The 20,541-nt window shown below is 63.6% G+C and carries 17 protein-coding genes, 1 pseudogene and 2 riboswitches; of the genes and pseudogenes, 9 read left to right on the top strand and 9 right to left on the bottom strand.

What is annotated here, in order from left to right; translation table 11 throughout:
• Positions 1-455: 455 nt before the first annotated feature.
• Complete coding sequence (locus tag NG701_RS00475; protein ID WP_252563254.1) at positions 456-1,793, top strand: MFS transporter; 1,338 nt, start codon at positions 456-458, stop codon at positions 1,791-1,793.
• 788 nt (positions 1,794-2,581) lie between these two features.
• Here the strand turns inward: NG701_RS00475 and NG701_RS00470 are convergent.
• Both NG701_RS00470 and NG701_RS00465 read right to left on the bottom strand, forming a co-directional pair.
• Positions 2,582-3,787 carry a fatty acid desaturase family protein gene (locus NG701_RS00470; protein ID WP_252563251.1) on the bottom strand — a complete coding sequence of 402 codons (1,206 nt, stop codon included), beginning with the start codon at positions 3,785-3,787 and terminating at the stop codon, positions 2,582-2,584.
• A 13-nt stretch (positions 3,788-3,800) separates the two neighbouring features.
• The gene (locus tag NG701_RS00465; RefSeq protein WP_252563248.1) at positions 3,801-4,598 is read right to left on the bottom strand and encodes a TetR/AcrR family transcriptional regulator; all 798 of its coding nucleotides are present in this window, start codon (positions 4,596-4,598) and stop codon (positions 3,801-3,803) included.
• A gap of 1,256 nt (positions 4,599-5,854) precedes the next feature.
• On the opposite strand from NG701_RS00465, the gene NG701_RS20890 reads away from it, so the two are divergent.
• Together NG701_RS20890 and NG701_RS00460 are read left to right on the top strand one after the other, a co-directional pair.
• Positions 5,855-6,343, top strand: coding sequence for a twin-arginine translocation signal domain-containing protein (locus NG701_RS20890; RefSeq protein WP_308291919.1), 489 nt, complete (start codon positions 5,855-5,857; stop codon positions 6,341-6,343).
• Positions 6,340-6,660 (top strand): GYD domain-containing protein, encoded by a 321-nt coding sequence (locus NG701_RS00460; RefSeq protein ID WP_252563246.1) that lies wholly within the window; start codon positions 6,340-6,342, stop codon positions 6,658-6,660. Before NG701_RS20890 ends, NG701_RS00460 begins: the two co-directional genes overlap by 4 nt.
• A gap of 338 nt (positions 6,661-6,998) precedes the next feature.
• Here the strand turns inward: NG701_RS00460 and NG701_RS00455 are convergent, their stop codons facing one another.
• Positions 6,999-8,105: an IS110 family RNA-guided transposase gene (locus NG701_RS00455; RefSeq protein WP_252563243.1), complete on the bottom strand. Its 1,107-nt coding sequence runs from the start codon at positions 8,103-8,105 to the stop codon at positions 6,999-7,001.
• Between the two features lie 605 nt (positions 8,106-8,710).
• On the opposite strand from NG701_RS00455, the gene NG701_RS00450 reads away from it, so the two are divergent.
• Complete coding sequence (locus tag NG701_RS00450) at positions 8,711-9,937, top strand: glycosyl hydrolase (protein WP_252563240.1); 1,227 nt, start codon at positions 8,711-8,713, stop codon at positions 9,935-9,937.
• A gap of 8 nt (positions 9,938-9,945) precedes the next feature.
• Here NG701_RS00450 and NG701_RS00445 read toward each other — a convergent pair whose 3' ends face one another.
• Together NG701_RS00445 and NG701_RS00440 are read right to left on the bottom strand one after the other, a co-directional pair.
• Positions 9,946-10,107, bottom strand: a complete 162-nt coding sequence (locus tag NG701_RS00445) for a hypothetical protein (RefSeq protein WP_252563237.1) — start codon at positions 10,105-10,107, stop codon at positions 9,946-9,948.
• A 12-nt stretch (positions 10,108-10,119) separates the two neighbouring features.
• The gene (locus NG701_RS00440) at positions 10,120-11,310 is read right to left on the bottom strand and encodes a glycosyltransferase family 2 protein (RefSeq protein ID WP_252563234.1); all 1,191 of its coding nucleotides are present in this window, start codon (positions 11,308-11,310) and stop codon (positions 10,120-10,122) included.
• A gap of 240 nt (positions 11,311-11,550) precedes the next feature.
• Between NG701_RS00440 and NG701_RS00435 the strand changes: the two genes are divergently transcribed.
• Both NG701_RS00435 and NG701_RS00430 read left to right on the top strand, forming a co-directional pair.
• Complete coding sequence (locus NG701_RS00435) at positions 11,551-11,853, top strand: DUF4193 domain-containing protein (RefSeq protein WP_056347301.1); 303 nt, start codon at positions 11,551-11,553, stop codon at positions 11,851-11,853.
• A 236-nt stretch (positions 11,854-12,089) separates the two neighbouring features.
• Entirely contained in the window at positions 12,090-12,638 is a 549-nt protein-coding gene (locus NG701_RS00430) for an AMIN-like domain-containing (lipo)protein (protein WP_252563231.1), read from the top strand.
• A 111-nt stretch (positions 12,639-12,749) separates the two neighbouring features.
• On the opposite strand, the gene NG701_RS00425 is transcribed toward NG701_RS00430, so the two are convergent.
• Genes NG701_RS00425 through NG701_RS00415 form a run of 3 tightly spaced genes read right to left on the bottom strand, consistent with a single transcriptional unit; the run spans position 12,750 to position 16,448 of the window.
• On the bottom strand, positions 12,750-14,312 hold the full coding sequence (locus NG701_RS00425; protein WP_252563228.1) for an APC family permease: 1,563 nt from the start codon (positions 14,310-14,312) through the stop codon (positions 12,750-12,752).
• Positions 14,313-14,325: 13 nt separating this feature from the next.
• A complete protein-coding gene (locus tag NG701_RS00420; protein WP_252563226.1) occupies positions 14,326-15,354 on the bottom strand; it encodes an agmatine deiminase family protein in 1,029 nt (342 codons plus the stop codon).
• Complete coding sequence (locus NG701_RS00415) at positions 15,351-16,448, bottom strand: nitrilase-related carbon-nitrogen hydrolase (RefSeq protein WP_252563224.1); 1,098 nt, start codon at positions 16,446-16,448, stop codon at positions 15,351-15,353. The genes NG701_RS00420 and NG701_RS00415 overlap by 4 nt, the downstream gene beginning before the upstream one ends.
• A 212-nt stretch (positions 16,449-16,660) precedes the next feature.
• On the opposite strand from NG701_RS00415, the gene NG701_RS00410 reads away from it, so the two are divergent.
• Positions 16,661-17,140: a Dps family protein gene (locus NG701_RS00410; protein WP_252563222.1), complete on the top strand. Its 480-nt coding sequence runs from the start codon at positions 16,661-16,663 to the stop codon at positions 17,138-17,140.
• Positions 17,141-17,237: 97 nt separating this feature from the next.
• Here NG701_RS00410 and NG701_RS00405 read toward each other — a convergent pair whose 3' ends face one another.
• On the bottom strand, positions 17,238-18,824 hold the full coding sequence (locus NG701_RS00405) for an MFS transporter (RefSeq protein WP_252563220.1): 1,587 nt from the start codon (positions 18,822-18,824) through the stop codon (positions 17,238-17,240).
• Between the two features lie 67 nt (positions 18,825-18,891).
• Between NG701_RS00405 and NG701_RS00400 the strand changes: the two genes are divergently transcribed.
• Positions 18,892-19,431, top strand: coding sequence for a TetR/AcrR family transcriptional regulator (locus NG701_RS00400; protein ID WP_252563217.1), 540 nt, complete (start codon positions 18,892-18,894; stop codon positions 19,429-19,431).
• 107 nt (positions 19,432-19,538) lie between these two features.
• Positions 19,539-19,636, top strand: a riboswitch (glycine riboswitch).
• A gap of 1 nt (position 19,637) precedes the next feature.
• A riboswitch (glycine riboswitch) is annotated at positions 19,638-19,783 on the top strand.
• 39 nt (positions 19,784-19,822) lie between these two features.
• Positions 19,823-20,541: pseudogene (locus NG701_RS00395) on the top strand (glycine dehydrogenase (aminomethyl-transferring)); the annotation flags it as partial.

The following is a 20,541-nucleotide window of genomic DNA, read 5'->3' as shown; positions in this document are numbered from 1 at the left end:
CGCAAGACCTTCCGGCTGCAAGAGCACTCATGAAAGGACCAAGAGTTATGCACTTGAGGCATATCGCCGACTGGACGCAACTACCAGGTGCCTGTGTAGAAGTACGGCAGCAAGGAGCCCACGTCTGTACCGGAATAGTCGATGCTGTCACCGACGACGGGAAGATCCTTTGGATCCAGTCCCCGGCACAGAACCGAAGGCTTTTCGAGAAAGATGATTCCTACGAAGCCTGGTCAACAGAAGAGCGCACGGGCTTTCACTACGAAATCACGGCCGGCACAAATAACCACGAGACGCATACCGAATTGAGCGCACCGGCGTAAGCCGGCCGTTCAGCTGAACCGCAATTTCCCACCCTACTGACCCGAAGGTCACATCATGTGCAAGCGCCAACTCCCCATTGCAGTGAACAAGGTGGAATTCATGTCATGCACCCCACACATCAGGAGCACGCAGTGTCAGCGATAAAAAATACCAATGCCAGCCAGGGGGGTGCCTCAGCGGCCAGCAAGCGGCGCTTCCTGATTAGAATGGTCACCGTTCTGATCGGCGGCATGGTCCTGGACGGCTACGTCCTTGGCATCATCGGACCTGTCTCGGGGACCATGGCCGAGGACCTGCAGCTCACAGCTTTCTGGCAGGGTCTGATCGCCGCCGCTGCTCTGGTCGGAATCTTGATGGGCGCACCTCTGGGTGGCTGGGCCGCCGATAAGTGGGGGCGCAAGCCAATTTTCATGTTCGACATCGGCCTGTTCGCTATCGCGTCGGGAATGCAGTTTTTCGTCGACTCGCCGGCATGGCTGATTGTGGTGCGGCTGTTGATGGGCATCGCGATCGGCACAGAGTACGCGGTCGGTTGGCCCCTGATGGCTGAGTTCTCACCCACCCATCTGCGTGGGCGGCTAATGGCCGCAATGGGAATCGCTTGGTACGCCGGCTTCATGATCGCGTTCCTGATCGGCCATCTGCTCAATGAGTACACCGACCTGAGCTGGCACTTCATCCTGGGTACGAGCACCTTCCTCGCGGTGGCCATATTCCTCGCCCGGCTCGGCATGCCGGAGTCACCGCGGTGGCTGTGGAGTGTGGGCCGCAAAGACGAGGCCCGAACCCTCGCCAACAAGTACATGCCCGAGGACGCGCTCGACGACCTCCATCACGAGGAGGTTCGCAAGGGCAGCTTCGGGATGCTGTTCTCCAAAAAGTACTGGCGCTCCACGCTCTTCATCTCTGGGTTCTGGTTTTGCGCCGTGACACCATACTTCGCGATCGCCACCTTCGCTGACAGCGTGCTAAATGAGTACGGCCTCGCCGGCGGGCTCGCCGGGGGAGTCGGGCTCTCCGCTGTCGCGCTGGCCGGAGTCGTCGTCACGTTCTTGCTGATCGAGAAGGTAGGCCGACGCCTACTGACCGTCCCGACCCAGTGGCTGAGCGCCGCCGTCCTCGCGGTCATCGGCCTGTGGGCTGGCGCGCCCGCGCCCGTCGTCCTCATCCTCTTCCTGGTCTTCTCGTTCTTCAACGCGGGATACAACACGCTGACCAACGTCTACCCAGGCGAGGTTCTCCCGACAGAGATCAGAGGCATCGGAACAGGTTTCGCGGCCGCTGTCAGCCGTGTCGGAGCCGGCATCGGCATCTTCCTCCTCCCGATGTCGATGGAGACCCTCGGTGCCGGTCCCACTATGCTGATCGCGGCCGGAGTCGCCCTCGCCGGTGCCGCGCTATCCCAGTGGCTCGCTCCGGAGACGAAGGGCAAGACCTTGACGGAGGCAGCAGCAGGATACGCCCACTAAGAACCGAGCCAGCATCGGGAAAGATCGGCGCTCGTGACCCTGCCTAAACGAACGTCCACGTGCTGGAGATCGTCCAACAGGGCCACTAGCCGCCCTTGTGAAAGTCCCTTCGCAAGCGCTAGTAACCGAGCATATTGAATGAACCCTGCTTCAACCGCTATGCCCGTCACTTACTCCGATCAGCGAAATAGACACAGATTCCATCATTAACAACCTGTGGCTGGCGCCGGCTCACAGTCATAGTGTGACGCTCCCTGAAGCCACTCCCCCCGCTAATTGTGGAACGCCGATAATCGACCTTCCGTCAACCTGCCCAGACTCGGTCATGCCCTTGCTTCCAAAGCATGCTGCCGAAACTAGAGGGTAGCCCTTAGCGGTCCACGGCTGCGGTCAATTCGGGTTATCCACGGCCGGAAATTGGGAGCCGGTGGAGGTAGCTTCCTGGCAGCAGTGGCGGTGGATGACCCTGTGTGATTTGTTGCATGTAGTCGCTGGCCTCAGTTTTGGGTGTGCTTCAGCCTTACGGCCGAATAGGAAAGCGCCAGTCAACGGTCAACTCGCCATCGCCCACGGACTCAGCGCCCCGCTGTGACTGTTCGGCGGTGATGCCGGTTAGTTTGCAGCGTCTGGTGCCCGGTTTGCTGTGCCATTTTGAGACCGTTTCTGACTGGTCTGCCTCACTGAGTACGGGCTGGTTGCAGACCCGGGCCACTTGTCTTCGGCGAGGAAAGCCGCAGCCGGTATGGTCCAGACAGGCTTGAGTTGAGCCCCACCGCAGACTCGCTTAGTCAGGCTTTCCGAGGCGGCAGTGCGAGTTTGCAGACCTTCGCCCAGGTGGAGCCGACCTGCTTCCAGATGGGACCGGTGGTGTAGATCAGGCCGTAGCGCTGGCAGATTTCGCGGACCTTTGGCGCGATCTCTGCGTACCGGTTGGAGGGCAGGTCCGGGAAGAGGTGGTGCTCGATCTGGTGCGAGAGGTTGCCGGTCATCAGGTGCATGAACCTGGACCCGGAGATGTTGGCGGAGCCGATCATCTGGCGGACGTACCAGTCGCCGCGGGTTTCCCCTTCCACCATTTCCTCGGTGAAGGTGTCCGTACCTTCGGGGAAGTGGCCGCAGAAGATCACCGCGTGGGCCCAGAGGTTGCGGACCGCGTTGGCCGTCAGCGTGCCGTAGAGGGCCTGCTTGCCGGAACCGGTGAGCATGGCCACTGCCGGGGTCGCGGCGTAATCCTTTGTGAACTGCGTGAGCGCCTTCCGGGCCAGGGCTTTGAGGTCCTTGACGAGGGCCTCCTTGGACTTCCTGCCTTCCTTATACTCGGTCAGCTCGAGGTCATAGATCGCGATGCCCCACTCGAAGACAGGAGCCAGGAGAGCGTTGTAGAGCGGGTTGCCCAGGTTGTAGGGCGTCCACGGCTGGTTCTCATCCATGCGGAGGAGGTTGAATCCGACGTCGTTGTCCTTGCCCACCACGTTGGTCCAGCGGTGGTGCGAGTCATTGTGGGTGTTCTGCCAGGCACGGGACGGGGTAACGAAGTCCCACTCCCAGGTGGTGGAGTGGATGTCCGGGTCCCGCATCCAGTCCCATTGCCCGTGCAGGATGTTGTGGCCCAACTCCATGTTTTCCAGGATCTTGGCCAGGCTCAGCATGGTGGTGCCGGCGACCCACGCCGTTTTGTTCTTGCTGACAAGCAGCACCGCCCGGCCTGCGATCTCCAGGCCGCGCTGGATCTTGATCATGCGCCGGATGTACGCGGCATCGGATGCGCCGCGCTTGGCGAGGATGCCGTCGCGGATGGCGTCGAGTTCCCGGCCCAGCTCGGCCACCTGCTCGTCGGAGAGGTGCGCCGCGGACGGCGGTCTGAGCGTGGGTCCGCCGGAGGTGGCGAGGGCGCCGGGCCGGATCTTCGCCGCACCGGATGCCTTCTTCGTGGGGGCATCGTCCGGCACGGCACCGTCCCCGAAAAGGCCAGGCTGGTTGGTAATGATCGTCATGTACTGGTACTCCTCAGAGGTCGAGGTTCACGGGTCCGGCAGCTGCCGAAACGCGCGTCTGGATTAGTTGGTCCGGCCCGCCATGGACCTTGCGGGGACTCGCGTCACCGGGATGGCTGGCCCGAAGCGAAGAAGAGGTTGGCTGCTCGCTGTCTACGGTTTCACCCGGGGAGCGCCCTGTAAGGGCGTCCCGGCCGTCCGCGTAGAAGAGCCACGGCGGCATGAAGCTGACGAGTTCGCGTGCAAGATCGTGGGCGGTGGAGGGCTGGCCCGTGCTGAAGGCGTGCATCACTCCACTGACGATCAGCCCGCCGATCGAGCTCGCCATGAGGTCAATTCTCGCGTCCGGCCACTGCGGTCGGGCGATCGCCATGATCGGACGGGCGCCCCGGGCGAACCCCTGGATGGCTCTCCCTACTGTGCCGCCGGTGCCCTCGGAGAGCAGCAGATGCTCGTAAAGCTCCCGGTGCTCGAAGACCGACTGGAGAATGAGCTCGAGAGCGAACTCGGAGACAGCTTGTCCCTCGACGCCGTGCACGGTCCGGGCCTCAAGGTCGAGGGCACCAATCTCGGTGATCAGGTCGTCGAGGATGAACAATGCGAGCTCGTCGACGCTGGCGAACTGCTCGTAGAACCCGCTCCGGCTGAGTCCCGCCTCGCGCGCGATGCGGGTCACGGACGCGGCGCCGAAGCCTTCCGCCTTGATGACCTTCGTCAGCGCCTCAACCAGACGGCGCTGCGATGTGATCGCCCGAGGGTCGGTCGATCCTCTCCGGGTCATGCGGGCCTGACTTCGTCCATGCTGTGCCATAAACCCATTCTAAAGGTAATTACAGCACATGTGTGCAGTAGCCTGCGGGGAGGTGGGTCACCTATTCACTGCGCCTTTGATGGGCGGTTAGTGGCTACTCGCTCCATAAAACCTTCCTCCGGCATGGATACCGAAGCCAGAAATGACACTTGCCGTGAACCGGACGGGCCAGCCTGTTCTGAGTTACGGAGCCGGGGGAAAACACCACGGCTGATTGGAAGAAACAGCCCCTTTTCGGGCGTCTCCCCCGACGATTTTAGAACGCTGATAACGGATCTTTCGTCAGGTAAAGGCGAGTCGCCTTGTTCGGGGACGTCGTTGCGAATTTTCTGGACTCTCTGACCGAGGAACGGGCGGCATGGGACAGGGGCGGTCTGGCTCCTGAAAGAGTCTGCCTTCGGTCATGCGCTTGGCGCGAACATCTGTCAATGAAGGACAAGAGGGTCACAATCTCTGATTGAGAGGAGGACTTTTCGCAAGGGACAGGGGACGCCGCTACAGCCGCCAGCAATTGCAACCGGCTCACCTTTTACTCACCCCAATCAACGACAAAGGACAAGTATTCATCAGTCATCGTAGATCATAGAACCTCTAGATTCCGGGCAAAACCGCGCCTTCCTCGCCTGATTGTAGACGTCCGGACCTAAAGCGGGGGTCGTCGGTTCGAATCCGACAGGAGGCTCCGATTGTTGCTCTGACCTGCGGTTTTACTCCCGCAGGTCCGGCCGGTGGGGCCCATTTCAACTCCGACGCACCAGAAACTCACCAGATTCAGTGCTTCTCGGGTTCGCCATCGTGGCCCTTTTGCCGATCCGCGATGCGATTGCCCGGGACATGGAGCGGCTTGTCTCGGCAGTGGAGTCGATCCGGAACCGACCCATAACCATCGATGTTGCCGACGGACCTAACGGGAGTACTGTCGGCGGGCTGTGGCTCTTTCTTCGTCCAGGATTGAGGGGTTCAGGTTCCATTCATCCTCGGATTGCCTCCGTGATGTTCAGTTTTGTGCAGTCTGTTCACTGAGGACTTCGTCGGAGACATTGTTCTGATTCAAGACGTCCAAAGCAACTGATCCGTCAGTCCAGTCCGGTTCTCACCCCTAGCCCACGTCTGCTCCGCACGACGGTACCGCGCCATTCCGGCCCCCTGCGCAAGGAGCCGGTCAGCACCCACCTCGGTCCCGACAACGGTTCGCGAGACGCCGCCTGGCATGCACGCACCTGCCCAAACCTGGATCAACCCCTGCGGGTTACTCGATGAGGCGATTTTCCATGTCCAAGTTCGCAATCAACCGTCGTCAGCTGCTGCAGGCCGGGGGCGTCGGGGGCCTCGCCGCCGCACTGGCAGCGATGTCACAGGGCGTCGCCGAGGCGGCCCCCAAACAACAGGGCGCAGGCGGCCCACAGATCCTCGATCTCGGGCTCCAAAGGAGCGACCATCAGAGGCGCCGAAGCGCTGGAAGCCGCAGCGGTTTAGGCGCCCGCCCTTGCTGGCCCGCGGCCTCCGTGGGCCACCAAGGGCGCTGGAACGGCCCCTCGAATACAAGCCCGCGAGCGGCTTCGTTGCCATTGCCGAATGATGGCTGGAAGGTGGGTACAACCGACCGTTGCCAGTTCCCGGGGGAGGGCCTAGACTCGGCCCACAACCCCAGCCGGGGAGAACTCCAGAACCCTTCACTCATCCCCTGTTCTGGGCGTGCGGATAGGTCCGTGTTCTGGGCACAGCAGAACAGGAATCGGCCATGACTAAGTATTTTTTCCAAGCAAATTATGTGGGCCAGGGCATCAAAGGCCTGATGCAGGAGGGTGGGTCCAAACGCCGGGACGCGGTTGTAAAGGCCTTGGAGTCGGTTGGGGGATCACTGGAATGCATCTACTACGCGTTCGGCGAGACGGATGTCCTGGGGGTCTTCGACGTTCCCGATCAGCCGAGTGCTGTTGCCCTTTCCCTGATGATCAATTCCACCGGCGCCGTGGACCTTCATCTCACCCCGCTCATGACACCGGAGGATATTGACGCAGCCGTGGGCAAGACACCCGCCTACCGGGCTCCCGGTCAGTAACGGCTTCGATCGGGCGACGTGCGTGCGGTACCGGCCACTGATATGTGGGAAGGGTTGTCAAGGGGCAGTGATGAGCGGCTCCCAACTTCTTTGGTGGGGGCCCGCTGGTTGGGGTGCCGTCCGGGTGTGGCGGTCGTGCTGGCGAGTCGTGTATTCGACTGGCAGTGTCAGACTGATATTCGCGGGTTGGGATACCGCATGACGATTGTTCGGCTGGGACGTATCGCTGTCTAAAATCGAGCGTCAACGGTTGGGCCCGTTTGCTCATAGAGGCGTCTCGAGTTGGTCCCAAAGTGCTGCCACGTCACGTCCGCCATGTGCCCGGACGGCACGTTCCTTTACGCCGCGTTCATGCGTTCTCCCTGCTGCAGGGGCGCGGCCAGAGACCAGCACCATCCGGCGAGTTCCCTGGCGATCGCGGTGTTGGCCGTGACGGACCTTTTCTTGCGGGCTTCGAATACTTCCCATTTGTGGTGGAGCCGGAGATTGCCTTCCAGCGCGCGGATCCGGGTGGCCGGGGCGACAAGGTCCAGCTGGCGCAGCAGCCGTTCCCCGGGTCGGGAGTAGGGGCGTTTGTGCTGCCAGGCTGCCTCGATGAGGAGTTTGCGGGCGTATTTGCTGCCGGCTTTCGTGATCGGGCCCTGGTGGCGGGATTGGCCCGAGGATTGCTCGCTGGGCACCAGCCCTGGGTAGGAACCGATGGAGGACCCGGTGAAGCGGGTCCAGTCCCCGATTTCCACGGCGAGTCCGAAGCCGGTCGTGGTCTGGATGCCGCGCAGGCACATCAGTGCCTCGATCACGGGGGCGTACTGGCAGTCTCTGGCGGCTGCTGCGACGCGCTGGTCAATGCGTTTCAGGTGCGCTGCGAGCAGTTCGGCCTGCTCCACATCGGCTTCGTAGGTGAACTGCAACACCGGGGAGTCAAAACGCTGCCGGTGCAGCCACAGCACATGTTCCTTCGTCCACTTGCTTTCCTCCGGATACCTGATGCCGTGCCGGAGCAGGATCGCGTTCACGTGCTGGCGGGCATGGGCGAGGTCCTTCTCCGACGTGGCCCGCAGCCGGGACAGGTCCCGCAGGTCTTCCTGATCCCGTGTCGGGACCCGCACCTGCGTGATCTGGCCAAGGGCGAGCATCTCGGCGAGCATGCGGGCGTCGCGCTTGTCCGTTTTGACCTTGTCGCCCGGGGCGCGGAGTAGCTTCGAGGACGCCGCGACCACGCAGTCGATGCCGGCCTCGCGCAGGTACCGGGCCAGGACGTATCCGGTGGGGCCGGATTCATACACCGCCTTCACCGGGGGTTCGCGGCGGCGGATCCACTCCAGCACCACCGCCGGGTCGGAGTCCAATTTCGCCTGCACCAGCTCGCCGGTATCCGGGCTCAGCGCGCAAGCAACAACAGAAATCGCGTGAACATCGAGCCCGATGAAAGTATGCTCAAACATAGCCGGGACCTCCCAAAACTCACATGTGGCACTACCATTGCAACGCTCCACGGGCCAACAATCCAAGAGCACCGTCCATGGCAACCCACGGACCCTGTGACACAGAAGGCCCCGGCCTTCACGTCACCGTCCTCGCCTCTTCCCCTGCCCGTCCGGACAAAGGCCGATTCCGCCGGGCCACAGGCCCCGCAGCGCCGCCCCGACACGAGGGACACGCGTCATATCAGGCCGGCGCTGCGCGGCCGCCCGGCGACAATGGGCCCGATCCGGACGGGCAGGGACTGAACGCCCCTCACTTCATATCGTCTAAGCCACGGAGGAAGCGCTGGATGCCGCGGAAGAGCACCACACTGAGCTGAACATCCCGGGCTGACATGGCCGGCACCGAAGGTTCGACTGGGCTGCCTCGTGCAGCGCCAGTCGAACCTTCGGTCACCAGAAGGGACGGCCGGCAGGATCCAGCAGAGTGCAATGAGTTCTTCAAAAATATTCTTAAAAACGCGCTCTGGTTGGCGCCGAGCCCTTAGGATCAAGAAAGTGCCGCTAGGCACCACCTGACCGGCGGATTTCCAAACCGCCTTGCCGATTGCGGGGGACCGATCGCCATGCTCAGAACTTTGAAATCCATCGCGGTAGTCGTTGGACTCGGTTTGGCTTTGGGGCTGATGCCGGCCCAGGCCGCCCAGGCAGCGCCTGCCACAGGCCGGATCTCCCTCAGCCCGGCCACTGGACTGGCAGGATCCGCCGTCACAGTCAGCGGAACGGGGTTCAAGGCCTCCACCACGGGGACGGTGATCGCCGGTGCCACGACTTTTCCCTTCAAAACGGCGGCCTCGGGTGCCTTCAGCACCTCGATCACCATCCCTTCCACAGCCACGGGATCATTGACCATCACGGCCAAGACCTCTTCCATCCAGGCCTCGTCCGTGTTCACAGTGACAGCACCGGTCCCGACGCTCCCTCCGGTCAGCACGGCCGCGCTTCGGTTCGGGGTGGCCACGGCCGGCGGCCCGCTGGCCAGCGGCGAACTGGATGAAGTGGCGCAACTGGCCGGCGAAAGCCCGTCCACCATTCTCTTTTACAAGGACTTCCTCCAGGCGCCCCCCATCGCCGAGATGAACTCCGTCCGGGCACGCGGCGCCGTCCCGCTGATCACCTGGGAACCTTGGGCCTGGGGCGGCGGAATGGAACAGCCCGCCTACTCCCTGGACCGAATTGCCGCCGGCGACTTTGACGCCCACATCACGCAGTGGGGCCAGGCACTTGCGGCCTGGGGCCAGCCGGTCCAGCTCAGATTCGCCCACGAGATGAACGGCAACTGGTACCCGTGGGCCGAAGGCGTCAACGGCAACCAGCCCGGCGACTATGTAGAGGCCTGGCGCCATGTTCACGACATTGTTGCTGCCAGCGGAGCCAGCAACGTGTCCTGGGTTTGGAGCCCGAATGTTCCCTACTACGGTTCCACCGATCTCGCCGGCCTCTTTCCCGGCGCCGGGTACGTGGATGTTGTAGCCCTCGACGGGTACAACTGGGGCACTTCAGCCTCCTGGAGCGGCTGGATATCGCCGCAGGATCTCTTCGCTCCGGGGATAGCCCAGGTGCGTACTCTGGCACCCGGGGTTCCCATCCTGATCAGCGAGACGGCTTCCAGCGAAGCAGGGGGCAACAAGGCTGCCTGGAACACTGAGCTCGTGTCGTATCTGGCGGCCCAGCCTGATGTTATGGGCTTCGTCTGGTTCCACCTCCAGAAAGAAACCGACTGGCGCATCAACAGCAGTGCCTCGTCCGCCTCAGCGTTCAAGTCCGCATTGCAGGCGCGCCGGACTCCCTGACTCGGTAATCAGGGCCGCGCCTTGTTGTCCCGGCGGACCAGCCCCAGCAGGGCCGCACCAATGAGCATCACGCCGAACGCGGTCAGCAGGGCAGCCATGACGTCCAGGCCGGTGTACGCCAGCCCGGTTGCGCCGAGAGCGGCTCCGGAAGCGGGTAGGGCGGTGTTCATTCCGTACATTTGTTAGTTGATTTCCTCTGCTGTGTATTGCGCTTCCCAGCGGTCTATCCGCCGCCGGGTGATCTTTGCGGTCAGGACAGCGCACCAGGAGGCCAGAAACCACCCGGACCGCAGCCACATGAACAATTCCTGCGGGAAGAACGTGGCTGCCATCAGGACGTCCTTCCAGTCGCGGTGCGGAATCCGAAGAGCCCGCTTGATGTCCAGCGCCACGAACAAGATTGGCACCAGCCACCAGAACAGGACGACGCGAAACACTCCCAACGAGAGTGAGAGGGCAATGACGGCGATCCACAGGAGTTTCAGGAACACGCCCAGCAGACCCATGGCCTGCTGGCCCCAGTCGCGCAGGGTCAGCCGGTTGATTCCAAGGTCCAGCAAGTCTTCCACGGTGCCGACCTGCCATTTCATCCGCTGGCCCCACAGTGCTTTGACTGTCTTCATCGAGTCGGTGTAGGCGCGGACATCCGGGGATACCTGGCAGACAAAGCCCAGTTCGCGGATGCGATAGGTCAGCTCGAAGTCCTCGACCTCCGAGGTGTAGACCCACGGCCCTTCCCGGTCGCCCCGGGCCGCGATCTGTCGGAGGACGGCGTTATTTATGGCGCAGCCGGTTCCTGCCAGAACGCTGGTCCGGCCACGCCTCAGGGCTGTATCGGTCCACGTGGCGAACTCAGCCTTCTGCAGCCGGCTCAGAAATCCGGGGTCCTGCATCGTAAATTTCGACGACGAGCCACCGAGGAGCGCGCCCGTTTCCGCGCTGAACTCCCGGGACCAGGCTTCGACGGCGTTCGGGGGCAGGACGGTATCCGCGTCGAGGCAGATAACCACGTCGGCGTCGACTGCGTACTTCGCCCAGGCCCGGTTCAGGGCTTCGGATTTGCGGTGTTGCAATCGTGGAAGCTCCATCACGGACACCGGGTATTTCCGCGCTTCCCAGGCCGTTGAATCGGTGCAGCCGTTGGGGATGACCACGATGAGGTCCGCGGGACGGGACTGGAGCATCAGGCCATCGAGCGTTGCCCCGATCGAGCCGGCCTCGTTGTAAGCGGGCACCAGCACGACTACGCGTAGGCCAAGTGCTGCTGGGGTAGCCTCGCCCGCAGCGGATGCGACGCGGGCTGCCCGCCGGGTGGGATGAACGGCAGGCGAGCGCGTCGCGTCGGCCGGCGGGAGGGGCAGTGCGGTATCCACGGCGGCCTCCTCGGGTGGGTTTTGAAGGCCCCAGCGGCCTGCCAATCCATCCTGGCGGCGACTTCTCAGATTTCGCCCCCGGATGCCCTCAAGATTCCATCAATTACCCCGTCTGCAGAGGGCGAAGCAACGAAATCTGTCTGGTTGGCCACACTGTTGCCCAAGTAGCGGCATAATGACCTAAACTGCTTCACTGAGGTGCCTGAAATGGTGCCGTGCAGCGACGAAAGTGAACATGCCATGGCTACCGATTACGACGCTCCGCGCAAGACTGACGACGAGGCTTCTGCCGAGTCGCTGGAGGCCCTGCAGGCATCCCGCAGCGGCAGTGCCCAGACCGCTGTCATCGACGTCGACGAAACCGACACCGCCGAAGGCATTGACCTTCCCGGAGCCGATCTCTCCGGCGAAGAACTGACCGTCATTGTGGTTCCCGAACAGTCCGATGAGTTCACCTGCTCATCCTGCTTCCTGGTCCGGCACCGGTCCCAGGTTGCACGCGAAAAGAACGGCCTGAAGTACTGCATCGAGTGCGAAGGCTGAACGGCCGACGGCGGCACTCCGGTGAGGCGCGCCGGCGTCGTTATTATGCATAACGGCAGGGTGCAGAAACGGTGTTAATAGCGTTTCGATGGCCCCGTAAAGTGCTTCAGAATTACGCTTGCGTGACCGGAACCAAGGCTGATTAACGGTTCCGCGCCGAAGCGGCAACAACCCTTTTGAGTGGCCTTGGAGACTCCTACGCTTGAGCTACCTAATCACTCGAAGGGTGGCTCACAATGAAAAAGATTCATACGTGGCTGACAGTCATTTTGATGGCTGTCGGATTGGGTTTCCTGGCTCCGGGGCCCGCCTCGGCAACCACATCGTATTGCGGGCTCGTATGGGGATCGCTGGCTGAATCAGACCCGGCCATGAGCACCGCATCCGTCACCAACGTCAGGACGGGGCAGCACTATTGCTTCGACCGGATGGTGGTTGATCTCAACGGCCCTGTTGCCGGCTACACGGTCCAGTACGTTCCGACCGTGGTCCAGGACGGTTCAGGTTTTGAAATCCAGATGCGGGGTGGTGCATTCCTCCAGGTCACTGTGAATGCACCGTCCCACGACAGCAACTACAACGCGACATACAGGCCGGCGAACGAGGCCGAACTGTCGAACGTGTCGGGATACCAGACCTTCCGGCAGGTGGCCTACGCGGGCAGCTTTGAGGGCTACACCAGCATCGGACTGGGTGTCCGTGCCCGGCTCCCGTTCCGGGTCTTCACCCTGGACGGCCCCGGATCCGGATCGCGCATGGTGGTGGATGTAGCGCACTTCTGGTGACCCGCGGTTCGCTGCTGAACCGCAGTTGAGACAAGATCAGGAAACCAAAACGGCGCCCTGCCCGGAGACTTTCCGGGCAGGGCGCCGTGCTGTGTGCTGTGGGTGGGGCAACTACTCTGGAACCACCAGCGCAGGAGTGTCCCGGCGGATGGTTTCGCCGCGGAAGAACCCCGGGCGGAGGCGTGCCGTGATCACCATCAGCACAGCCCCGAGCGCCAGGATCCCGATGCCCAGGACAAACACCAGCCCAACCCCGAAGATCTCCGAACCGCTGCCGAACTCCGGCGCCCAGCTGTCCATGGCCGTCTGCAGGAAAACCACAAACAATCCGACTCCGCCCGCTACCGGGCAGAGCAGCCGCAGCATGAAGTTGCGGACGCTGCTGAACACGCTGTTCCGGAAGTACCAGGCGCAGGCGATGGCGGTCAGGCCGTAGTAGAAGCAGATCATGAGGCCGAGGGCCAGGATGGTGTCGTTCAGGACGTTTTCGCTGATCACATGCATCACCGCGTAGAACCCAGCGGACAGGATGCCCGCCGCCACTGTTGCGAAGCCCGGCGTCGAGAAACGCTTGCTGATGTGGCTGAACGGCGCAGGCAGCGCACCGTAGTGGGCCATGGCCAGCAGGCTGCGCGACGGAGACGTGAACGTGGACTGCAGGGACGCAGCGGAACTGGACAGCACCGCGAGCGACATCAGGATGGCGAACGGCCCCATGATCGGCGAGGCCAGCGCCGTGAAGAGGTTCTCGTGGTTCTCAGCGTTGTTCAGGCCAATCCCGGTATCGCCGACGCCGGCGAACATCATGGTGGAAATGGTCACCAGCAGGTAGATCCCCAGAACAACGACGGCGGTGAGGGTGCCCGCCAGCCCAGCAGTCTTTTTGCCGTTGGCGGTTTCCTCATTCACCGTCAGGCACACGTCCCAACCCCAGTAGACGAAGATCGATAGCGAGATGCCGGCAGCGATCTGACCGAACGTCTCGATCCTGGTGACGTCGAACCACTCCCAGCTGAACGGGATGGCCGTTTCCGACGTGGACCAGTTCGCGAACGCCATGCCCACGAAAAGCCCCAGGACCAGCAGCTGGAATCCGACGAGTCCGTACTGGACCAGCTTGGTGGTGTGCAGGCCGCGGTAGCTCACCCACACGGCGAGGGCCACGAACACGAAGCACGTCAGGACGTTCAACGGCTTATTGGCCGCGAGGTCCGCGAGTTCAGGCGCACCCGTCAGCTGCGACAGGAAGAGATAGAAGAAGTCGACGGCCACGCCCGCCAGGTTGGACAGGACGATGATGTTGGCGGCGAGCAGCCCCCAGCCTCCCATCCACCCCACCCACGGGCCAAACGCTTTGGTGACCCAGGTGAACGTGGTGCCGCTGTCCGGGGAATCGGCGTTGAGTTCCCGGTAGGCGAATGACACCAGGATCATGGGGATGAACCCGATCAGGAAAATAACGGGCAACTGGAGCCCCGCCTCATTAACCGTGGGGCCAAGGGCGCTGGTCAGCGTGTAGGCCGGCGCGATGGTGGAAATGCCAAGAACGACGACGGCGAGGAGGCCCAGCTGCCCGCCCTTCAGTCCTTTTGCCGTGATGCCGTGCGCCGAGCCGGCCGGGTCGGTCCCGGAAGGCTGGCCTGCGGGGGTGCTCGTGCGGGTGGTTTGGGTCATTGTCCAGCGCTTTCTACGAGGCAGCAGCAGGCTGCTGTTGGGTGATGCAGTGGATGCCGCCGCCGCGGGCGAAGAGCTCACGGGCGTCAATGCCGACCACACGCCGGCCGGGGTAGGCTTCCGCCAGGATCTGCAGCGCCTTGTCATCGTTGGGGTCCCCGAACGTACAGGCGATGACGCCGCCGTTGACCACGACGTGGTTGATGTAGCTGTAGTCCACAAAACCCTCGTCATCCCAGAGCACTTCCGGGGCGGGGACTTCGATGATGGTCCACTCCCGGCCGGCCGCGTCCCTTGTGGTGCGGACGTGCTCGATGATGTCGCGGCTCACCTGGAAGTCCGGGTGGCGGGGGTCCTGCTGGGAATGCACCAGCAGTGTGCCGGGGGAGGGAATGGCGGCCACGATGTCCACATGACCGCGCGTGCCGAACCGTTCCGAGTCCCGGGCCAGTCCGCGCGGGAGCCAGACCACCTGGGTTGCGCCGATGGTCCGGGCGAGCACGGCTTCCACGTCCTCGCGGCTGAGTCCCGGGTTGCGGCCCGGATCCAGCTGCACGGTTTCTGTCACCAGCACGGTTCCCTGGCCGTCCACCTGGATGCCGCCGCCTTCGTTGACCAGCGCGGAGACAATGTGCGTGGCGCCAGCGCGGCCTGAGACTTCGGCGGCGATCAGCGCGTCCTTGTCCCAGCGCGCCCAGTCCTGGGCACCCCAGCCGTTGAAGACCCAGTCGACGGCGCCGAGGCTCCCATCCTGGCCGAGCACAAACGTGGGGCCGATGTCCCGCATCCACGCATCGTTGAGCGGGGCGGCAAGTACCTCGACGTCGGGATGCAGATAGCGGGCGGCGATGCCGACGTCGTCCGGGTCCACCACCACGGTAACCGGCTCAAATTCGACGGCGGCGTTGGCCACAGCTGCCCAGGTGGACCGGGCAACGTGGGCATCTTCCTCTGTGTCGCCCAGCGTGTAACCGCCAGTGGGAAAGGCCATCCACAGCCGCTCCTGCGGAGCGGTTTCGGCGGGCATGCGCCACGTGCTCATGCGGTCACCTGCTGACGGTTGATTGAGCCTGCGTGACTGGTGATTGAGCCGGCGTACCCGGTGATTGAGCCTGCCGAAATCCCCGCCTCTTCGCCGCCGAGCGGCTGGTCATGGCGTACGGGTTCCGTAAGCCGGCCGTAGGTATCGGGGCGGCGCGTGGACAGGAAGGGGAAGAGCGTCAGCCAGTCCCGCCGCTGGTCCAGGTCGAGGTCTGCCACCAGCACTGCGGAGGCGTCACGCGGAGCCTGCACGAGGACGCGGCCGTAGGGGTCGGAGATGAAGGAGGAGCCGTAGAAGTTCAGCGTTCCTTCACTGCCCCAGCGGTTGGGGGCAATCATAAACAGGCCGTTGGCGATGCCGTTGCCCACGATGACCTGCTGCCACAGCGGCTGGGTGTCGAAATCCGGGTGGTCCGGTTCGGAACCGATGGCGGTGGGGTAGACCAGGATCTCTGCGCCACCGAGGGAGTAGAGCCGGGCCACCTCCGGGAACCATTCGTCCCAGCACGTGGGCATGCCCAGCCGGGCGCCGCCCAGTTCTGCCGGCGCGTGGACCTCGTAGGCATCCGCGGCCGCCGGCCCCTGGCGGAAGAACTTGTCTTCGTAGTAGCCGGCGGTGACCGGGATGTGGAGCTTGTGCGTGCGGGCGAGCAGTTCGCCCTTGGACGACACCAAGATGGCAGTGTTCAGCCCCAGGCCGTCGTCGCTGCCGTCCGGGTTCGGTGCCTGCTGGTACAGCGAGGCATGGACAGCCACGCAGTGGCGGCGGGCCGACTCGGCAGCAAACCGGAAGGTGGGTCCGGTGAGCAGGTCCTCAGCGATGTCCGATGGCCGGGGCCGTACCGCTGCAGGGCGCGTGGTGTCATTTTCGGGGCAGTTGTCTGCAGGGTAGCGGGAAAGCGTGAGTTCGGGCAGGAATACCACCGTGGCACCGAGCCTGGCGGCGCGGCCGATTCCTTCATCGAGTTCGGCCTGCAGGACGGCGGTGTCTGCATGCCAGCGGTGCTGCACAACGCCCACCCGAAGGGCAGGGCGGACGGACGGCGTTGTCCGGGCCAGGGACGTGGGTGAGTCGAGGCAGGAAATTTCAATCATATGCTTGCTTCCAGTGAGACGACCGTCACTAAATGAATGACGTTCATTTAGTATGGAGGGTGGACGGCTTTCGCGCAATGGTTTAAATGAATCCCATTCTTTAATCTCGCTCCGTGAGATTAGTAAGCTCACTGAGAAATTTGCTTCCGGCCTGCCGCGATCGATCCCGTGGCTGATAGCGTCGGGACTACTGGACCAATCGAGGAGGATTCATGAAAGCTTCACCGACCCTGACCAATAACCTGCAGGCCGTACTTGCGGACCTGATTGAGCTGCACATCCAGGGCAAGCAGGCCCACTGGAACATTGTGGGGACCAACTTCCGGGACCTTCACCTGCAGCTGGACGAAATCGTGGATGCCGCCCGGCAGTTCGCGGACGATGTGGCCGAGCGGATGCGCGCCCTGCATGCCCTGCCGGACGGCCGCAGTGCCACCGTGGCCAAGTCCACCAGCCTCGCGCAGTTCCCCGAAGGCCTCATCAACACGAAGGACGCCATCGAGCGGATCGTTGCCGCGCTTGAGGCTGCCGTGGGCACCATGCGCAAGGTCCATGACGAAGTGGACGAAGAGGATCCCACCACCGCGGACCTGCTCCACGAATTCATCGCCAAGCTGGAGCAGTACGCGTGGATGGTGAACGCCGAGACCATGAAGGCCTCCGCCAGCGTCACCGCCCCTGACGCCAAGTAAGAGTCGGCCCCTAGTGAGGCCACAAGCGCCCGGCGCCGGAATGACTTCCTGCGCCGGGCGCTTTTTGTGCGCTCGCCGGCTTGCCGGAGATGTGCGCCTAGTCCGCCGTCGGAACTTTCCGGAGTACGACGGCGGCAAGGACTGCCGCGCCCGCCATCAGTACCAGCGCGATTGCCGCAGTGGTGTGGACCCCCGAATCAAACGCCAGGCGTGCTGCGCCGCGGAGCGCTTCGGCCAGCGGAGCAGGCAGGCCGGCGGCCAGCTCCACGGCGCCCGCCAGAGTTTCACCCGCCTGGTGTACTGCACTGCCCGACGCCGTTTGCTCCACCCCGGCCGGAAGCCGGAGATTGCGCTGGTAGGAAGCGGTCAGGATCGAGCCCAGCACCGCCGTCCCCAGCAGGGACCCCACCTCATAGCCCGTTTCGGAGATGGCGGCCGCCGCTCCTGACTTCTCCGCTGGAACGGAGCCCAGGATGAGGTCATTGGAAATGGTTTCCGCTGTGCCCACGCCCAGGGCGAGGATCAGCAGCGCGGCCAGCAGGAGGGCCGGGCCGGAGCTGTGGTCACCGAAGACCACGATTCCGTAGCCGGTGGCGCTCAGGGCCAGGCCACCCGCCACCACAAAGCCCGGACGCACCTTCCGGACCAGCGGCACCACTGCCAGCCCAGCCAACACTGTGGCCACCAGGGCCGGGATCATGGCAATTCCGGCGGCCGACGGCGTCATCCCCTCCAGGAGCTGCAGGTGCTGGGCGAGGAACAGGATGAAGCCGTTGAAGGAGAACAGGGCCAGCACGTTTGCCGTGATGGCAGTGCTGAAGACCCGGTTGCCGAACAGGGACATGTCCAGCAGGGGGCTGGCCAGCCGCTGCTGGCGGCGGACAAAAACGACGCCCATGGCCAGGCCAAAGGCAACAAGACCCACAGGAGCGGCCCCGAAACCATCGGTCGCCAGCTCCTTGATGCCATACACAACAGGCACCATTACGAGCAGGGACAGGACGATGCTGGGCACGTCGACCCGCCCGGGGCGCGGATCTTTTGATTCCGGGATGAACGCAGGGCCGAACGCCAGCAGGGGCAGCATGATGGGCACGGCGACCAGCAGGATGGCGCCCCACCAGAACTGCTCCACCAGCCACCCGCCGAAGATGGGGCCCAGGGCGGCGCCGCCGGAGAAGCCGGCGGCCCAGATGGCCACGGCCAGGCGACGCCGGTTTGGGTCCGGAAAAATATTGCGGATCAGGGACAGGGTTGAGGGCATCAGCATGGCCCCGAAGAATCCCAGCATCGCACGTCCCGCTATCAGCCACTCCGCGCTGGGGGCAAAGGCTGTTGCTGCCGATACCGCGGCGAAGCCAACGCTGCCGGTCAGCAGCAGGCGGCGGCGCCCGATCCGGTCACCCAGGCTGCCCATGGCGACCAGCAGTCCGGCAAGCACCAGGGGATAGGCGTCCACAATCCACAGCAGCTGGACTCCGGTTGTCTCCAGGCTGCTCGCGATGGCTGGAAGCGCGAACGTCAACGCAGTGTTGTCCACCGCAACCAGGAGCACCGGAAACATCAGCAGGGCCAGTGCGAGCCAGTCGCGCCAGGGCGCCTTGGCGGGCCCCGACGGCCGGAGACCGGCTGCCGTGGTGGATGTGCTTCGGGTGTTCTGGTTGGACTGTGCGGACAACGTCATATCGTTAACTATACCGTCCAGACGGTACAGTTAAGAAACGGGGCCCGGAGCATGCATGATTGAAGCCATGGCCAGAAATCCCGTCGCACGCGACGCAGTCCTCGACGCTTTTGAAGAACTCCTGATCGACGTGGGGGAGCGGGCTGCCACTTTGGATGCGGTGGCCAGGCGGGCGGGCGTGTCCAAGGGTGGATTGCTCTACCACTTCCCCAACAAGGAAGCCCTGATCGCTGCGGTGCTGGAACGCCTGGACCGCCTGGCCGTCGAGGACCTCGCGCTGATGGCCGCAGCAGCCGAAGGTGCGGCGGCCTACTTCATCCGTTCCTCGCTTTGGTCCGATTCGCCGATGGACCGCTCCTTCGTGGCCGCCACGCGCCTGGCCGAAGTGGCCCATGAAGAGGCCCGGCGCCGCTTTGCCGCCATCCAGCAGCAGTGGCTGGACCTGATCGCGGCCGACGTCGGCACGGCCATGGCGAAAGCCGTGCTGTATATGGGGGACGGGCTGTATTTCAACGCCATGTGGGAAAGCGGCACCACCGGGGACGGCCGGGGCAGGCATGGAGACATTGAGGAGCTCCTCGCTGCCGTGGAGCGGCTGCGGGACTGAACCCCGACGACCTCATTTGCCCGGTGGCCCGGGGCGTAGGAGAATTGGACCGCGTGGCGACCATCTGCGGCCGCCACAATATCGAGTATTAAATCTGAATATGCCTTTGATCTGCGGCGGGAGAGTTCTGTTAGTAGGTACAACAGGCGCCGTAGGAGCAAATCCTCCCCAGGAATCTCTCAGGCCCACGTACCGCCGCGGCCAGGCAACTCTGGAAAGTGGCAGGCCGTCCGCCTGAAGCGTCCCGGATCACTCCGGAATGTCAGGACCGCTGTGCCCACCGACGGTGCAAGCGCAACCTAGCGGAAGCTGGCTGCGCGGAAACTCTCAGGTCCCAGACAGAGCGGGGAGGAACTCGAGTCGATGTGGCGTACCCTGCGCCGCCTTAGTAATGGAGTTCCTTGTGAGTGTTAATTCGGCCTCGGCCACTTTCGTTGACCGGCATATTGGTGCGCGCCGCCAGGCCGATATCGACGCCATGCTCAAGGCCGTCGGCTACGGCACTGTGGACGCGCTGGTGGATACTGCCGTCCCCAACGGCATCCGCCAGGATGTGGCCCTCCGCCTTANACGCCCTCAGCGAGGTTGAGGTTCTTGCCGAGCTGCGGAAGCTCGCGGCGAAGAACAAGACGGCTGTGCAGATGATCGGCCAGGGCTACTACGACACCGTGACGCCCGCGGTCATCCGCCGGAACATCCTCGAGGCCCCGGCCTGGTACACCGCGTACACCCCCTATCAGCCGGAGATTTCCCAGGGCCGGCTTGAGGCTTTGCTGAACTTCCAGACCATGGTCCAGGACCTGGTGGGCCTGCCGATCGCGAACGCGTCGCTGCTGGATGAAGCCACCGCGGTGGCCGAGGCCGTGCTGATGATGCGCCGGGCCAACAAGGACAAGGAGGCCCGGGACGGCAAGACGGTCCTGGATGCCGACTGTCTGCCGCAGACCATCGCGATCGTGAAGGGCCGCGCCGAGGCTCTCGGTTTCGAGGTGGAGGTCGCCGACCTGTCGATGGGGCTGCCCGACGGCGTCATCAACGGGATTGTCCTGCAGCAGCCGGGCGTGTCCGGCCGCGTCTTCAACCACGCCGACGTGATCGCGGCAGCCAAGG

This window comes from Pseudarthrobacter cellobiosi (genome assembly GCF_023913815.1).
GTDB lineage: Bacteria > Actinomycetota > Actinomycetes > Actinomycetales > Micrococcaceae > Arthrobacter > Arthrobacter cellobiosi.
Note: the sequence above shows the minus strand (reverse complement) of the source record. Positions and strands in the feature narration are given on the sequence as shown.

What these genes read in the sequence shown, in the direction of transcription:
- NG701_RS00470 (WP_252563251.1), bottom strand. Translation starts at nt 3,787, where the DNA reads ATGACGATCATTACCAACCAGCCTGGCCTTTTCGGGGACGGTGCCGTG.
- NG701_RS00465 (WP_252563248.1), bottom strand. Translation starts at nt 4,598, where the DNA reads ATGGCACAGCATGGACGAAGTCAGGCCCGCATGACCCGGAGAGGATCG.
- NG701_RS20890 (WP_308291919.1), top strand. Translation starts at nt 5,855, where the DNA reads ATGAGGCGATTTTCCATGTCCAAGTTCGCAATCAACCGTCGTCAGCTG.
- NG701_RS00460 (WP_252563246.1), top strand. Translation starts at nt 6,340, where the DNA reads ATGACTAAGTATTTTTTCCAAGCAAATTATGTGGGCCAGGGCATCAAA.
- NG701_RS00455 (WP_252563243.1), bottom strand. Translation starts at nt 8,105, where the DNA reads ATGTTTGAGCATACTTTCATCGGGCTCGATGTTCACGCGATTTCTGTT.
- NG701_RS00450 (WP_252563240.1), top strand. Translation starts at nt 8,711, where the DNA reads ATGCTCAGAACTTTGAAATCCATCGCGGTAGTCGTTGGACTCGGTTTG.
- NG701_RS00445 (WP_252563237.1), bottom strand. Translation starts at nt 10,107, where the DNA reads ATGAACACCGCCCTACCCGCTTCCGGAGCCGCTCTCGGCGCAACCGGG.
- NG701_RS00435 (WP_056347301.1), top strand. Translation starts at nt 11,551, where the DNA reads ATGGCTACCGATTACGACGCTCCGCGCAAGACTGACGACGAGGCTTCT.
- NG701_RS00430 (WP_252563231.1), top strand. Translation starts at nt 12,090, where the DNA reads ATGAAAAAGATTCATACGTGGCTGACAGTCATTTTGATGGCTGTCGGA.
- NG701_RS00425 (WP_252563228.1), bottom strand. Translation starts at nt 14,312, where the DNA reads ATGACCCAAACCACCCGCACGAGCACCCCCGCAGGCCAGCCTTCCGGG.
- NG701_RS00420 (WP_252563226.1), bottom strand. Translation starts at nt 15,354, where the DNA reads ATGAGCACGTGGCGCATGCCCGCCGAAACCGCTCCGCAGGAGCGGCTG.
- NG701_RS00415 (WP_252563224.1), bottom strand. Translation starts at nt 16,448, where the DNA reads ATGATTGAAATTTCCTGCCTCGACTCACCCACGTCCCTGGCCCGGACA.
- NG701_RS00410 (WP_252563222.1), top strand. Translation starts at nt 16,661, where the DNA reads ATGAAAGCTTCACCGACCCTGACCAATAACCTGCAGGCCGTACTTGCG.
- NG701_RS00405 (WP_252563220.1), bottom strand. Translation starts at nt 18,824, where the DNA reads ATGACGTTGTCCGCACAGTCCAACCAGAACACCCGAAGCACATCCACC.
- NG701_RS00400 (WP_252563217.1), top strand. Translation starts at nt 18,892, where the DNA reads ATGGCCAGAAATCCCGTCGCACGCGACGCAGTCCTCGACGCTTTTGAA.